This window comes from Kribbella sp. NPDC002412 (assembly GCF_053592935.1).
On sequence record NZ_JBSFBL010000113.1, the window covers coordinates 1 to 13,192 of the forward strand.

Consider the following 13,192-nt stretch of genomic DNA (forward strand, 5'->3'; position numbering starts at 1 on the left):
AGTCGGAGATGCAGCAGGGCGAGTACAGCCGGTTCATGTACCACCGGGCCGGGGTCGCCGGGTCCCACTGCGGGTTGCGCTTGAGGGAGTAGAACTTGCCGGTCTCCACCTTGTCGAACATGTACGGACCGGTCGAGATCACGTGCTCGCGGTACTTCGCGCCCGTGTCCTTGGCCGCCGGGACCGGAGCGGTCTGGGACAGCGCGGCCAGGTTGTCGAAGCCGGCGAACGGCTGCTTCAGGTGGAACACGATCGTCGAGTCGTCCGGCGTGGTGATCGCCGAGTCGGTGTTCACGCCCTTCGACTTGTACGGGCCCTTGTAGCCGGCCGGCAGGTTCAGCATGGCGTCGAAGTACGCCGGGCCGTTCGGGAAGGTCTCCTTGTCGATGGACCGCAGGACGGCGTACTTGACGTCCGCGGACTTGACCTCGGTGCCGTCCTCGAACTTGACGCCCTTGCGGATCTTGTACGTCCAGGTCTTCCCGCCGTCACTCGACTGGCCGAGGCCCTCCGCGAGGTCGGGGACGATCTCGTTGCTCGCCTTGCCCGGCGCCGGCTTGTACATCACCAGCGGACGGGCATAGGTCCGCAGGAAGTCCCAGGACATGCCGTAGTACGTCTCACCCGGGTCGGGGGTGTCCCAGTCGTCGGAGTGCGCCATCTTGATGATGCCGCCCTTCTTGTCCGACGGGTTGAACACCTTGTCAAGGGCGGCGTTGAACTCGGCCGTCGTACCACCCGACGTGTCGGTGCTGGTGTCCCCGCCACCACCGCAGGCGGACAGCCCCAGCGTGAGTGCGGCCGCGCTCGCGACCGCGAACCTCCATCGCTTCGTTCTCATCTCCCGGTACACCCTCCTCATTACGCGAACCGGCGTCGTCGCAGGTTCGGTCTATCGGGCACGGGGGTCGAGTGCGTCGCGCAGCCCGTCCCCGAACAGGTTGAAAGCCAGCACCGTGACGAAGATCGCCAGCCCAGGCCAGAGCATGAAGTGCGGCATCGTGTAGAAGGCCACCGCGTCGGACAGCATGCCGCCCCAGGTCGCGGTAGGCGGCCGGATACCCACGCCGAGGAACGACAACGCGGCCTCGAACAGGATGTTGGTCGGGATCAGGAGCGTCGCGTAGACCAGGATCGGGGCGACCAGGTTCGGCAGCAGCTCGGTGATCAGGATGTACGGCCGGCGCGCGCCCAGGCTGCGGGCCGCGTCGACGAACTCGCGCTCGCGCAGCGACAGCGTCTGCCCCCGGATGATCCGGCCGATGTAGGGCCAGTTGAAGAAACCGATGATGAAGATCAGCAGCAGGATCCGCAGCGTGTCGCCCTGCAGCCCGAACGCGTCGTCCGGGATGACGCCGGCCAGCGCGATCGCGAAGACCAGCAGCGGGAAGGCCAGGAAGATGTCCATCAGCCGGCTGATCACCGCGTCCACCCAGCCGCCGAAGTAGCCGGCGATGATGCCCATGGTGGTGCCGATCGCCACCGACAGCAGGGTGGCGAAGAACGCGATCAGCAGCGAGATCCGGGACCCGTAGACGACCCGGCTGAAGATGTCGCGCCCGTTCACCGGCTCGACTCCGAACAGGTGGTCCCAGCTCATCGCCCCGAACCGCCCGATCGGCGCCAGCGTGCCGCCCTTGGTGTCGATCAGGTCCTGGTGGAACTCGTTCGGCGGGTGGCCGAGCAGCTTGACGATCAGCGGCGCGAAAATCGCGACCAGGATCAGCAGGATGATGACAACGCCGCCGGCGATCGCCACCCGGTCCCGCTTCAGCCTGCTCCAGGCGATCTGGGAGAGGGACCGGCCCTCGATCCGTCGCACACCGGCCAGGACGGCTTCGGGATCCGCCGCCGACGAGCCGGGCTCGACCTCGAGTGGAGTCGTCACGCGTTACATGCCCCCTCATGGTTGTGGTCGGCGTGTCATGCCGCCGCCTTAACCTGCCGCCATTACACGCCGGAGTCAAACGCGGAAAGTGCTGCGTTGCCCGATCGTGATCGTCAGGAAATCGTCCCGTATCGTGGACATTCGGCAGTAAACCACGGTGTCGTACCCAGGGTCGCCAGAGCCTGGCGAACCGTTACTGTCATGGCATCTTTGTGTCACACCGGATTCGTCACCGGCGGAGGCCGGACAGGTACAGGAACGACAGCGGGTTGAGCGCGCCCTCGACGTTCTCGAGGTCCTTTCCGGCGACCACCGTGAGCCGGCCCTGCCAGCTCGGGATCACCGGCGCCTCCTTGGCGAGCACTCCCTGTAGCTGACCCAGCAGCTTGTCCCGCTCGAGCCCGTTCTGCTCGGTCGTCTCCTGCTCCAGCAACGCCGCCGCGGCCGCCGAGCGGTAGCCGCTGTTGAACTCTCCGGTCGCCGCGACGAACGGCGCGAGGTAGTCGTCCGCGTCCGGGTACTCCGGGATCCAGCCGCCTTGGTAGAGGTCGTACGCCCCGGCTCGGGTCAGCTGCTGGTACTGCGGCCACTCCGCGCTCCGCAACGTCACCCGGAACAGACCGGACGCTTCAAGCTGACGCTTGAGCTCGAGCACCTCGTTCTTCGCGCCCGCGCCGTACTGCGACGGGGTCCAGCCGACCGTCAGCGGCACCGGTACGGCGATGCCGGCCTGCTTGAGGATCGCGGCGGCAGCCGCCTTGCTCGGCTCGTTGTACTCGGTCCGGAACGCGTCGGCCTGACCGCCGAACCCGGGCGGCACCACGGAGTACAGCGGCGTCACGTGGTCGCCGTACGCCTTCTTCACGATCGCGGGACGGTCGATCAGCTGCGCGACGGCTCGGCGTACCGCGGGTTTGCGCGCGGTCAGCGACTTCATCTGGAAGGCGAAAAAGCGGATCGCGGCGTAGTCGGACTCGACCACCTGCACCTGGTCGGACTTGCGCAGCCGGTCCAGCAGGCTCGGGCCGAAGCCGTGGAACGCCACGTCGGCCTTGCCGGTCGTGATCGCCTGGTAGAGCGCGGTCGAGTCCTTCAGCAAGGCGATCTCGACGCCGTCGTTCCGGGCGCCGCGCGGGCCCTTGTACCCGGCGAACTTCTCCAGCGTGACCGACTGCCCCGGGCGGTAGGCCGCCAACTGGTACGGGCCGCTGCCCATCGCCTTGGTGTCGAGCAGTTTGTTCGGCGGGTAGTACTCCTGGTCGACGATCGACCCGGCGGTCGTGGTCAGCAGGTACGGCAGCCGTGCGTCCGGGCGCTTCAGGTTGAACACCGCGGTCAGCTCGTCCGGGGTGCTCACCGACGTCACCGAGGAGAACAGCGCGGCCGGGCTGGTCGGGGTCTTCAGCCGCAGCATCCGCTCGAAGCTGAACTTCACGTCCGCGGACGTCAACTCGTGCCCGTTCGGGAAGGTCAGGCCTTCCTTCAGGCTGCAGGTGTACGTGGTCGGCGAGTCGAACTGGCAGTCCGCCGCGTCCGGCACCGGGGTCGGCTTGCCGGGCATGATCGTCAGCAGCGTCTGGTACAGGTTCGCCTGGACGGTCCGGGAGCCGACGTCGTACGGCCCGGCCGGGTCCAGTGAGCCGATCGTGTCGGTGGTGGCGACCCGCACCAGCATCGCCTTCGGGGTCTCGCTGCCCTGGTGCGGCGCGTTGTCGTCCGGCTCACCACACGCCGCCAGCCCCAGCACGAGCGCGGCCGATACCGCGACCCGGCACCACGACACGATCACCATCTCACCCTTCCCCAGCCCATACACCCGAACAACGCCCCCGAGGGCCACAAGTGACGGTACTGCGTCAGCGGAGCAACGTCCGCAGTGTCTCGGGGGTGATCGGTTCGAGCGAGTCCAGCACCAGGCGCCGCGGGGCCTCCGGGATCGTCACCCACTGCGGTACGGCGACGACGTAGGCGCCGGCCGCCGTACCTGCCTCGGTGCCGGTGTTCGAGTCCTCGATCACCACGCACTGGGCCGGGTCCACGCCCAGCTTCGCGGCCGCGGTCAGGTACGGCTCCGGGTGCGGCTTGCCGTTCACCACTTCGTCGCCGGCGACGATCACGTCGAACGGGTCCGGCGGCAGGTGCGGGAGCACCGCGTCGATCATCACCCGGTACGACGCCGAGACCAGAGCGCACGGAACGTCCGCCTTGCGCAGCGCCTGCAGCAGCTCGATCGCGCCGGGCCGGAACTCGACATCCCGCCGCAGCGCGTCGACCACCGCGCCGAACATCCGCTCCGCGAGCTCGTCGGCCGTGATCACCCCGTCCGGGATCCGCGCCATCCAGACCTGCACCGCGTCCCGTAGGTCGCTGCCGACCAGCGTCATGCAGTCCTCGACCGTCCAGACCGCCCCGAGCGAGGCGAGCAGCTCGATCTGCACCTCCGCCCAGACCTTCTCCGAGTCGACCAACGTCCCGTCCATGTCCCAAAGCACTGCTTGAAGGGTCATGAGGCGTTGAAGTACTTCGCTTCAGGGTGGTGGACCACCAGGGCGTCGGTGGATTGTTCGGGGTGCAACTGCAACTCCTCCGATAGGTGTACGCCGATCCGGTCCGGCTCGAGCAACCGCACCAGTTTCTCGCGGTCCTCCAAGTCCGGACATGCCGGGTACCCGAACGAGTACCGCGACCCCCGGTACGCCTGGTCCCGGAGCATCCCGTCCAGCGCCCCGTCCTCGCCGCCGAACCCGAGCTCGTCGCGGACCCGGGCGTGCCAGTACTCGGCCAGCGCCTCGGTCAGCTGCACCGACAGCCCGTGCAGCTCCAGGTACTCGCGGTAGGCGTTCCGCCCGAACAGCTCGCCGGTCACCTCGGCCACCTTCGGCCCCATCGTGACCAGGTGGAACGCGACCACGTCGAGCTCGCCGGACTCCTTCGGCCGGAAGAAATCCGCCAGGCACAGGAACCGGTCCCGGCGCTGCCGCGGGAACTCGAACCGGTGCAGCTCGGCGTGGTTCGCCGGATCCAGGACGACGAGCGCGTTGCCCTCGGAGTAGCACGGCCAGTACCCGTACACGACGGCCGCCTCCATGATCCCGTCGGTGAGGATCCGGTCCATCCACATCCGCAGCCGCGGCCGTCCCTCGGTCTCGACCAGCTCGTCGTACGACGGACCGTCGCTGCCGCGTGTGCCTCGCAGACCCCACTGACCGAGGAACGTGGCCCGCTCGTCCAGGTAGCCGGCGTAGTCCGCCAGCGGAATCCCCTTCACGATCCGCGAACCCCAGAACGGCGGCGTCGGCACAACGTTGTCGATGGCAACATCCGACCGGGCCGGCACCTCGTCGAGCGGCCGGTCGAGCACCCGGGTCGCGGACCGCACCCGGCGTTCGCGGCGCTCGGGCAGCGCGGCCCCCGGGACCCCGCGCTTGACCGCCATCGCGGCGTCCATCAACCGCAGTCCCTCGAAGGCGTCCCGCGCGTACCGGACCTCGCCCTCGAACAGGTTGCCGAGGTCCTGCTCGACGTACGCGCGGGTGAGGGCGGCGCCGCCGAGCAGGACCGGCCAGCGTTTGGCCAGGCCGCGCTGGTTCAGCTCCTCGAGGTTCTCCTTCATCACCACGGTCGACTTCACCAGCAGGCCGGACATCCCGATCACGTCGGCCTTGTGCTCCTCGGCCGCCTCCAGGATCGCGTTCACCGGCTGCTTGATGCCGAGGTTGACGACGCTGTAGCCGTTGTTGGTCAGGATGATGTCGACCAGGTTCTTGCCGATGTCGTGCACGTCGCCCTTGACCGTCGCCAGCACGATCGTGCCCTTGCCCTCGTCGTCGGTCTTTTCGATGTGCGGCTCGAGGTGCGCGACGCAGGTCTTCATCACCTCGGCCGACTGCAGCACGAACGGCAGCTGCATCTGCCCGGACCCGAACAGCTCGCCGACCACCTTCATCCCGGCGAGCAGGTCGTCGTTGATGATGTCCAGCGCCGACTTGGCGGTCAGTGCCTCGTCGAGGTCTGCTTCGACGCCGTTGCGCTCACCGTCGATGATCCGCTGCCGCAGCCGCTCGGTCACCGGCAGCGCGGCCAGCTCCTCCAGCTTGCTCGCCTTCAGGTCCGAGGCCTTCACGTCGGCGAACAACTCCAGCAGCCGCTGCAACGGGTCGTACCCGTCCCGGCGCCGGTCGTAGATCAGGTCCAGCGCCGCCTCGCGCTGCTCGTCCGGGATCTTCGCCACCGGCATGATCCGGCTCGCGTGCACGATCGCCGAGTCCAGGCCGGCCTGGACGCACTCGTGCAGGAACACCGAGTTCAGCACGTGCCGCGCCGCCGGGTTGAGGCCGAACGAGATGTTCGACAGGCCGAGCACGGTCTGCACGTCGGGCCGCCGCTGCTTCAGCCTGCGGATCGCCTCGATCGTCTCGATGCCGTCCCGCCGCGACTCCTCCTGCCCGGTCGCCAGCGTGAACGTCAGGCAGTCGACCAGCACGTCGTGCCCGGCGATCCCGTAGTCGCGCTCGAGCGTGTCGAGCAGCCGCTCCGCGATCGCCACCTTGGCCTCCGCGGTCCGCGCCTGGCCTTCCTCGTCGATCGTCAGCGCGACGACGGCAGCGCCGTACTCCTGCGCCAGTCCGGCGATCCGCGCGAACCGGGATCCCTCCGCCTCGCCGTCCTCGAAGTTCACCGAGTTCAGCGCGCAGCGTCCGCCGAGCATGTCCAGGCCGGCCTGCAGTACGGCGGGCTCGGTCGAGTCGAGCATGATCGGCAGCGTCGACGCGGTCGCCAGCCGGCCGGCGATCTCCTTCATGTCCGCGACACCGTCCCGGCCGACGTAGTCGACGCACAGGTCGAGCAGGTGCGCGCCGTCCCGGATCTGCGCCCGGGCGATCTCGACGCAGCCCTCCCAGTCCGCGGCCAGCATCGCCTCGCGGAACGCCTTCGACCCGTTCGCGTTCGTCCGCTCCCCGATCGAGAGGTACGACGTGTCCTGCCGGAACGGGACGTGCTGGTACAGGCTCGAGACGCCTGCCTCCGGCTGCGGCTCCCGCTCCCGGACCGGGCGGCCGCCGACCCGCTCGACCACGTGCCGTAGGTGTTCAGGCGTCGTACCGCAGCAGCCGCCGACCAGGGACAGGCCGTAGCTGTTGACGAAGGTCTCGTGGGCGTCGGCCAGCTCTTCGGGGGTCAGTGGGTAGAAGGCGCCGTCGGCGGTGAGTTGCGGCAGGCCCGCGTTCGGCATGCAGGTCAGCGGGATGGTCGAGTGCTTGGAGAGGTAGCGCAGGTGCTCGCTCATCTCCCTCGGGCCGGTCGCGCAGTTCAGGCCGATCAGGTCGATGCCGAGCGGTTCGAGGGCGGTCAGCGCCGCGCCGATCTCGGAGCCGAGCAGCATCGTCCCGGTGGTCTCGACCGTCACCGAGACGATCACCGGGATCGTCGAGCCGGCCGCCTCGAGGGCCTTCCGGGCGCCGATCACGCTGGCCTTGGTCTGCAGCAGGTCCTGCGTGGTCTCGACCAGGATCGCGTCCGCTCCCCCGTCGATCAGTCCGCGCGCGGTGTCGGCGTACGCGTCCCGCAGGGTCGTGAACGTGGTGTGACCGAGCGTGGGCAGCTTGGTGCCCGGCCCGACGCTGCCGAGCACGAACCGCGGGTGGTCCGGCGTCGAGGCGGCGTCCGCCGCCTCCCGGGCCAGCCGGGCGCCGGCCTCGCTCAGCTCGTAGATCCGGTCGGCGATGCCGTACTCCCCCAGGTTGGCGAGGTTCGCGCCGAACGTGTTCGTCTCGACGCAGTCGACGCCGACGTCGAAGTACGCCGCGTGGATCTCCCGGACGACGTCCGGACGGGTCAGGTTCAGGATCTCGTTGCAGCCCTCGTGGCCCTCGAACTCGTCCAGGGACAGATCGTAGGACTGCAGCATCGTGCCCATCGCGCCGTCGGCCACCACCACCCGCTCGGCCAGCACCTGCCGCAGGTCGGCTCTGGTCACGAGTCCTCCACAGATCGGTTTGGACGCGGATCTCACATCGTAGTCGGGGCGGCGACACTTTCCGCTGGGCGTGAAACGAGGCGCACTCCAGGCTCGGACCCCGTAGGCTGGCTATCCGGTTCCGGCGACCCGCCGGATGGCACAGAGACGACAGGGGGCCTGCGAGTGGTTGACCTCGCGAACCTGAGGGACCCGGTCGTGATCGCCGCGTTCGAGGGCTGGAACGACGCGGCAGAGGCGGCCACCGGAGCGGTCGACCACCTGATCGACGAGTGGGACGCCGAGCTCGTCACCGCGATCGACCCCGAGGACTACTACGACTTCCAGGTGAACCGGCCGCAGGTCGGCTTCGACGACGACGGCGTCCGGCGGATCACCTGGCCGACCACCCGGATCTACCTGGCCCGGCCCGGCGACACCGGCCGGGACGTGCTGCTGATCCGCGGGATCGAGCCGAACATGCGCTGGCGCGGGTTCTGCCAGGAGCTGCTGGAGGTCGTCGACGAGTCGAACTCGCAGCTCGTGGTCGTGCTGGGCGCGCTGCTCGCCGACTCCCCGCACACCCGGCCGATCCCGGTCTCGGCGACGTCGAGCGACCCGGAGCTGACCGCGTCCTGGAGCCTGGAGCCGTCGACGTACGAGGGCCCGACCGGCATCACCGGGGTGTTCGCCGACCTCTGCGGCACCCTCGGCGTGCCGGCGGTGTCGATCTGGTCGGCGATCCCGCACTACATCGCCGGCAGTCCGTGCCCGAAGGCGTCGCTGGCGCTGCTGAGCAAGGTCGAGGCGCTGCTGGACCTGCAGATCCCGGAGGGCGAGCTGCCCGAGCTGGCCCGGGCCTGGCAGCGTGGCGCCGACGAGCTCAGTGAAGAGGACCCCGAGGTCGCCGAGTACGTGCACTCCCTGGAGGAGCAGCGCGACACCGCCGACCTGCCGGAGGCCTCCGGCGACGCGATCGCGGCCGAGTTCGAGCGCTACCTGAAGCGCCGGAACAAGAACCACCCCGACTAGCCGGACTCCGGCCCGGTCGTCACTCTACCGTGGCGTAACTTCACCGATCGTCCTATTCTCGTCGGACGACGGGCGGCGGACGCCGTGCCGGAGGTCTGGGGAGCGGGGATTTGCGCAGGTCGCGGGCGGACGAACGGGGCGGTGGCTCGGTAGGAGCGCTGGCCGTGCTCGTGGTGCTCGGGGTCGTCGCGGTCGTGGGCCTGCGCGGTGAAGGTACGCCGGACGTCGACCTGACCACCCTGGCGAGTTCATCGACGCACACGACGATCACCACGGCCCCGCTGGACCCGGCGCCGTACGCCGGCACCGACGGCCTGGTCGTGCATCCGCAGGCGGAGACCGCGGTCTACACGGCGCCGGACGCGGACGCGTTCGCCAAGATCGAGCCGACGCAGTTCGGCCCGACCTGGCTGCCGGTGGTCGAGCGGACCGACGGCTGGGTCCGCGTGCTGCTGCCGTCGAAGCCGAACCGGTCGACCGGCTGGTTGCGCGACCAGGATCTGGATCGCGCGACGACGCCGTACCTGATCCGGGTCCACACCGGGTCGCGGACCCTCGAGCTGTACCGGCAGGGCCGGCGCCTCGGCGTCTGGAAGGCGGGCGTAGGTGCGCGGAAGACGCCGACTCCTCCCGGCCGGACCTTCCTGCTCGGCTCGATCGTCGACAACAAGCGGTCGGCCTCCCCCGTCGTCCTGCCGCTCGGCGCCCACAGCCCGACCCTCGACACCTTCGGCGGCGGGCCCGGCACCGTCGCCATCCACGGCTGGCCCCGCGCGGACGTCTTCGGCGCAGCCATCAGCGCCGGCTGCGTCCGCGTCCCGAAGAAGGCATTGGCCCTCCTGCAATCAGTCCCGCTCGGAACCCTCGTCCTGATCGACAGCAAGTAAGGATCCCTGAGATGCGACGACCTCTCGCGCCGACCGTCCTGACCGTCACGGCTGTGGCGGGGGTGGTCACGTTCAGTTTGGTGGCCAGTTCGCCGGTGGGTAACGCGGCTGCTCGGCCGTCCTCGGCGTACGCCGTCAGCGCGGACGGGCAGGTGCCGGTCGCCAAGACGCCATACGCCGAGTCGCTCGACGGGAAGCGGCAAACCACGTCGGCGCTCGAGCTGCCGAAGAACCCGCTGCTGTCGGTGCGGGCCGGGACCGCCACGGCCGGGAACGACTCGGCTTCGGTGGAGCTCTTCGACGTGATCGTCGGCCCGGACGCCCTCAGTCAGGTGAAGGTCCCGCCGGAGCTGAAGGAGACCTGCGCGAGCCTGCCGGCGCAGGGTGCCGACGACCTGCCGATCCCGGACCTGCCGCTGCCCGACCTCGGCCTGCCGTTGCCGGCGCCGAGCACCGGGGACCTGCCCGCGAAGAACCTGCCCGAGCTGTGCGACCTCCTGCTGACACCGCCCAGCGCGCTGCTCGCCATCGACGCGGTCAACGTCTGGTGCTCCGGCGACGACGGCGGCGTGGACATCGGCTCAGTGACGCTGCTCGGGCAGAAGGTCGCCGTACCGACCACGAAGCAGGAGGTCACCGTCCCGGCGGCCCCGCTGGCGACGATCACCGTCAACCAGCGGACCAAGCGGGCGGACGGCTCGTTCACGATCACCGGGCTGACGATCAACCTCGGGAACGGCGCTCAGGTCATCCGCCTGGCCTCGGCCACCTGCGCCACGCCGGCCCCGAAGAGCACGCCGAAGCCGACCCCGACGCAGGACCTCCCGGCGCCGGTCGACCAGGCGCCACTCGCGCCGATCCCGTCGCCGGTCCAGACGCACCACCCGGTCACCGGCTGACGGCGGTCACAGCTCCCGGGCGGCGGTCGAGATCACCTCGTCCAGGACTGCCCGGGACCTGGCCAGGTCGGCGATCATCTGGTCGATCCGGTCCCGCTCGGCAGTCAGCTCGGTGACGAGCTCCGGGGTGGCGCGCTCGTTCGGGCCGCCGTCGGGGTCGCGCATGCACGGGAGCAGCTCGCCGATCTTCTTGCTGTGCAGTCCGGCCGCGTACAGCTCCTGGATCAGGATCACCCGGTCGACGGCGCGCTCGGCGTACTCCCGCTGGCCGCCCGGCGTCCGCTCCGACACCAGCAGCCCCTGCTGCTCGTAGTACCGCAGCGACCGCTCGCTCACCCCGGTCCGCCGGGCCAGCTCACCGATCCGCACGCTCGATCCTCCAGGACTTGAACCTGACATTGATGTCAGATTTTACCGTCCCGGTATGACGCTCTTCGACTACAGCCCGATCACCGAACGCCCGTCCCTCACCTGGCCCGACGGCAAGCGAGTCGCCGTCTACGTCGGCCTCAACGTCGAGCACTTCGTGCCCGACCTGCCGTCCACCAGCATCTGGCCGCTCGAGCTCACCCCGGACCCGCTCAACCACGGCTGGCGCGACTACGGCGCCCGGGTCGGGATCTGGCGGACCATGGACATCCTCGACCGGTACGGCGTCCGCGCCAGCGTGCTGCTCAACTCGGACGTCGCCGAGCACAACCCCCAGATCATCAAGGCCGGCGTCGAACGCGACTGGGCCTGGCTCGCGCACGGCAAAACCAACTCGACCCTGCACACCGGCCTCGAGCCGGACGAGGAACGCGAGGTCCTCGCCGAGATCGTCGGCGCCATCGAGACCGCGACCGGCCGCCGGCCGCGGGGCTGGATGGGCCCGGGCCTGACCGAGACGCACAACACCCCGGAGCTGCTCGCCGAGCTCGGCCTCAGCTATGTCCTCGACTGGACGAACGACGACCAGCCCTACCGGCTCAACGTCCCCGGCATGCTCAGCGTCCCGTACACGGTCGAGCTCAACGACCTGCTGCTCTTCCCGCGCGGCATCACCGGCCCCGAGTTCGTCCAGATGATCAGGGACCAGTACGACGTACTCCGCACCGAGGGTGGACGCGTCCTTCCGCTCGCGCTGCACCCGTTCGTCATCGGGCAGGCGTTCCGCGCCAAGTACCTCGACCAGGCGCTCGAGTTCCTCGCGTCACAGGACGACGTCTGGCTGACCACGAGCGACGAGATCGCCGCGCACTACACCGCCAGCTTGACCCCGAGCAGCGCATCAACGGCCTGAGCGACCAGCGCCGGCGCCTCCGTGTCGTCGCCGTTCGTCTCGGCCCACGTGTCGATCGCGGACAGCGCGGCGACGGTGTCGAGGTCGTTGGTGAGCGCAGCGCGTACGGCGTCGACCGCAGCGGCGCCGTCCGGACCCGAACCACGGGTCACGGCGCCACGCCAGACGTCCAGGCGCTCCTGGGCGTCGAGCAGCTCCGACGACGTCCAGAACCAGTCGGTGCGGTAGTGGTGCGCGAGGAGCGCCAGCCGGATCGCCATCGGGTCGGACCCGGCCAGGCGCTCCTTCGACACCAGCACCAGGTTGCCCTTGGACTTCGACATCTTCTCGCCGTCCAGGCCGACCATCGCCTGGTGGACGTACGCCCGGGCGAACGGGTACTTCCCGGTCGCCACCTGCGCGCCGCTGGCCGACATCTCGTGGTGCGGGAAGATCAGGTCCGACCCACCGCCCTGGACGTCGAAGGTCATCCCGAGGTGTTCCAGCGCGATCGCCGAACACTCGACGTGCCAGCCCGGGCGGCCGCGGCCGAGCGGCGAGTCCCAGGCGGGTTCGCCCGGCCGCTCGTGCCGCCACAGCAGGCTGTCCAGCGGGTCCTGCTTGCCCTCGCGGTCCGGGTCCCCGCCGCGCTCGGCGAACAGGGCGCGCATGGTCTCCCGGTCGTACCCGGACACGTTCCCGAAGGCCGGGTCCGCCTTGACGGCGAAGTACAGGTCGCCGTCGACCGAGTAGACCGCGCCGGCACGCTGCAGGTCCTCGACTGCGCTCGCGACCAGGTCGATCGACTCGACCACGCCGACGTAGTGCTGCGGCGGGATCACCCGCAACGCGGTCATGTCGTCGCGGAACAGTTGGATCTCCTCCGCAGCCAGGTCGGTCCAGTCGACCCCGGTCGCGGCGGCCCGCTCGAGCAGCGGGTCGTCGACGTCGGTGATGTTCTGCGTGTAGTTGACGTCGTACCCGGCGTCCCGCCAGAGCCGGTTGATCAGGTCGAACGTCACGTACGTCGCGGCATGGCCCATGTGGGTGGCGTCGTACGGCGTGATCCCGCACACGTACATCCGCGCCGGGCCGCCGTCGGCCGGCGGCACCTCGACCGGCCCGCCCGAGGCGGTGTCGTAGAGGCGCAGCCGCCGTGCCGGGGCCGGGACGAACGGGTTTTATTGTTTAGTACACGCCAGGAATATATTGATGGTATTTTAAATACTACCACCCCTGAAAGAAGGGGATTAAATACGTTGCAATCAC

General features: G+C 69.4%; 11 protein-coding genes. 4 read left to right on the forward strand and 7 right to left on the reverse strand.

All coding sequences use genetic code 11. The features are described from left to right. From ACWCOV_RS40905 to metH, 5 genes are all read right to left on the reverse strand, one after another. Window positions 1–841 (reverse strand): ABC transporter substrate-binding protein (locus tag ACWCOV_RS40905; protein WP_449834770.1); only part of this gene is annotated, 841 nt, incomplete at its 3' end. A gap of 51 nt (window positions 842–892) precedes the next feature. After that, window positions 893–1,888 carry an ABC transporter permease gene (locus ACWCOV_RS40910; RefSeq protein WP_449834771.1) on the reverse strand — a complete coding sequence of 332 codons (996 nt, stop codon included), beginning with the start codon at window positions 1,886–1,888 and terminating at the stop codon, window positions 893–895. Between the two features lie 229 nt (window positions 1,889–2,117). Then, window positions 2,118–3,680 carry an ABC transporter substrate-binding protein gene (locus tag ACWCOV_RS40915; RefSeq protein ID WP_449834772.1) on the reverse strand — a complete coding sequence of 521 codons (1,563 nt, stop codon included), beginning with the start codon at window positions 3,678–3,680 and terminating at the stop codon, window positions 2,118–2,120. A gap of 64 nt (window positions 3,681–3,744) precedes the next feature. Continuing rightward, window positions 3,745–4,395: an HAD family hydrolase gene (locus ACWCOV_RS40920; protein ID WP_449834773.1), complete on the reverse strand. Its 651-nt coding sequence runs from the start codon at window positions 4,393–4,395 to the stop codon at window positions 3,745–3,747. Next, on the reverse strand, window positions 4,392–7,865 hold the full coding sequence (gene metH / locus ACWCOV_RS40925) for a methionine synthase (protein ID WP_449834774.1): 3,474 nt from the start codon (window positions 7,863–7,865) through the stop codon (window positions 4,392–4,394). The genes ACWCOV_RS40920 and metH overlap by 4 nt, the downstream gene beginning before the upstream one ends. A 165-nt stretch (window positions 7,866–8,030) precedes the next feature. On the opposite strand from metH, the gene ACWCOV_RS40930 reads away from it, so the two are divergent. The 3 genes from ACWCOV_RS40930 to ACWCOV_RS40940 all read left to right on the forward strand — a co-directional run bounded on the left by ACWCOV_RS40930 (window position 8,031) and on the right by ACWCOV_RS40940 (window position 10,662). After that, window positions 8,031–8,876 (forward strand): PAC2 family protein, encoded by an 846-nt coding sequence (locus tag ACWCOV_RS40930; protein WP_449834775.1) that lies wholly within the window; start codon window positions 8,031–8,033, stop codon window positions 8,874–8,876. A 110-nt stretch (window positions 8,877–8,986) separates the two neighbouring features. Continuing rightward, the gene (locus tag ACWCOV_RS40935; protein ID WP_449834776.1) at window positions 8,987–9,763 is read left to right on the forward strand and encodes a L,D-transpeptidase; all 777 of its coding nucleotides are present in this window, start codon (window positions 8,987–8,989) and stop codon (window positions 9,761–9,763) included. 11 nt (window positions 9,764–9,774) lie between these two features. Beyond that, window positions 9,775–10,662, forward strand: a complete 888-nt coding sequence (locus tag ACWCOV_RS40940; RefSeq protein ID WP_449834777.1) for a hypothetical protein — start codon at window positions 9,775–9,777, stop codon at window positions 10,660–10,662. A 6-nt stretch (window positions 10,663–10,668) separates the two neighbouring features. Here ACWCOV_RS40940 and ACWCOV_RS40945 read toward each other — a convergent pair whose 3' ends face one another. Further along, window positions 10,669–11,031, reverse strand: a complete 363-nt coding sequence (locus ACWCOV_RS40945) for a MerR family transcriptional regulator (RefSeq protein ID WP_449834778.1) — start codon at window positions 11,029–11,031, stop codon at window positions 10,669–10,671. A gap of 55 nt (window positions 11,032–11,086) precedes the next feature. On the opposite strand from ACWCOV_RS40945, the gene ACWCOV_RS40950 reads away from it, so the two are divergent. Continuing rightward, entirely contained in the window at window positions 11,087–11,944 is an 858-nt protein-coding gene (locus tag ACWCOV_RS40950) for a polysaccharide deacetylase family protein (protein WP_449834779.1), read from the forward strand. On the opposite strand, the gene mshC is transcribed toward ACWCOV_RS40950, so the two are convergent. Next, window positions 11,902–13,074 carry a cysteine--1-D-myo-inosityl 2-amino-2-deoxy-alpha-D-glucopyranoside ligase gene (gene mshC, locus ACWCOV_RS40955; RefSeq protein ID WP_449834780.1) on the reverse strand — a complete coding sequence of 391 codons (1,173 nt, stop codon included), beginning with the start codon at window positions 13,072–13,074 and terminating at the stop codon, window positions 11,902–11,904. The two genes, ACWCOV_RS40950 and mshC, sit on opposite strands and share 43 nt — an antisense overlap. Window positions 13,075–13,192 lie beyond the last annotated feature (118 nt).

Bases quoted from the DNA above. Each gene is read 5' to 3' on its own strand.
- ACWCOV_RS40940 (WP_449834777.1), top strand. From the start codon at position 9,775: ATGCGACGACCTCTCGCGCCGACCGTCCTGACCGTCACGGCTGTGGCG.
- ACWCOV_RS40920 (WP_449834773.1), bottom strand. From the start codon at position 4,395: ATGACCCTTCAAGCAGTGCTTTGGGACATGGACGGGACGTTGGTCGAC.
- ACWCOV_RS40950 (WP_449834779.1), top strand. From the start codon at position 11,087: ATGACGCTCTTCGACTACAGCCCGATCACCGAACGCCCGTCCCTCACC.
- ACWCOV_RS40915 (WP_449834772.1), bottom strand. From the start codon at position 3,680: ATGGTGATCGTGTCGTGGTGCCGGGTCGCGGTATCGGCCGCGCTCGTG.